The 1044-nt window shown below is 45.8% G+C and carries 2 protein-coding genes; both read left to right on the top strand.

Annotated features, from left to right (window positions below; all coding sequences use genetic code 11):
- On the top strand, window positions 1-335 hold a 335-nt coding region (lipB, locus tag AB4496_RS28595), incomplete at its 5' end, for a lipoyl(octanoyl) transferase LipB (RefSeq protein WP_372133463.1).
- Between the two features lie 4 nt (window positions 336-339).
- Window positions 340-1044 (top strand): lipoyl synthase (gene lipA, locus AB4496_RS28590; RefSeq protein WP_372133462.1); only part of this gene is annotated, 705 nt, incomplete at its 3' end.

The following is a 1044-nucleotide window of genomic DNA, read 5'->3' as shown; positions in this document are numbered from 1 at the left end:
TCAATACTCTGAAAGCTTACAATATAGATTCAACTGCCCGACCTGACGCTCCTGGTGTTTATGTCGATGGCAAGAAAATCTGTTCACTCGGATTACGAATTCGACGCGGCTGCTCGTTCCACGGGCTAGCACTCAACGTCGATATGGACTTGTCTCCATTCCAACGTATTAACCCATGTGGTTACCAAGGGATGGAAATGGCGCAAGTAAGCCAACTCGGCGGTCCAAGTGAACTAGAAAACGTTGAGCAACAGTTAATACAAGAGCTCGTAGAACTACTCGGCTATGACCAAGTAGACATTCAAGCCACCAGTAACATTACAGCAGAAGCATAAAATCATGAGCAAACCAATCCAAATGGAAAAAGGCGTTAAATATCGTGACGCTGACAAAATGGCATTAATTCCCGTAAAGAATATGCCTGCTGAACAGAAAGAAGTTTTACGTAAGCCTGCATGGATGAAGATTAAACTTCCTTCAGACAGCCATCGTATTCAAGAAATCAAATCTGCAATGCGCAAAAACAACCTGCACTCAGTTTGTGAAGAAGCGTCTTGCCCTAACCTAGCTGAGTGTTTTAACCACGGCACGGCAACGTTTATGATTCTTGGCGCTATCTGTACTCGTCGCTGCCCGTTCTGTGATGTTGCCCATGGTCGACCAAATGCTCCAGAAGCCGAAGAGCCGAAGAAACTGGCTAAGACGATTAAAGACATGAAACTGAAGTACGTTGTAATCACTTCAGTGGACCGCGATGACTTACGTGATGGCGGTGCTCAACACTTTGCTGATTGTAACCGTGAAATTCGCGAGCAAAACCCAAACATTCGTATCGAAACACTGGTTCCGGACTTCCGTGGTCGTATGGACGTTGCGCTTGAACTAATGAAAGACAATCCACCAGATGTTTTCAACCACAACCTAGAGACGGCGCCGCGTCTATACCGTAAAGCGCGTCCAGGTGCGAACTACAAGTGGTCTCTTGATCTGTTAAGAAAATTCAAAGAGCAGCATCCAAACATCCCAACCAAATCAGGTGTGATG

The organism is Vibrio sp. 10N.222.46.A1 (assembly GCF_041473595.1).
In the GTDB taxonomy this organism is placed as follows: domain Bacteria; phylum Pseudomonadota; class Gammaproteobacteria; order Enterobacterales; family Vibrionaceae; genus Vibrio; species Vibrio tasmaniensis_A.
Note: the sequence above shows the minus strand (reverse complement) of the source record. Positions and strands in the feature narration are given on the sequence as shown.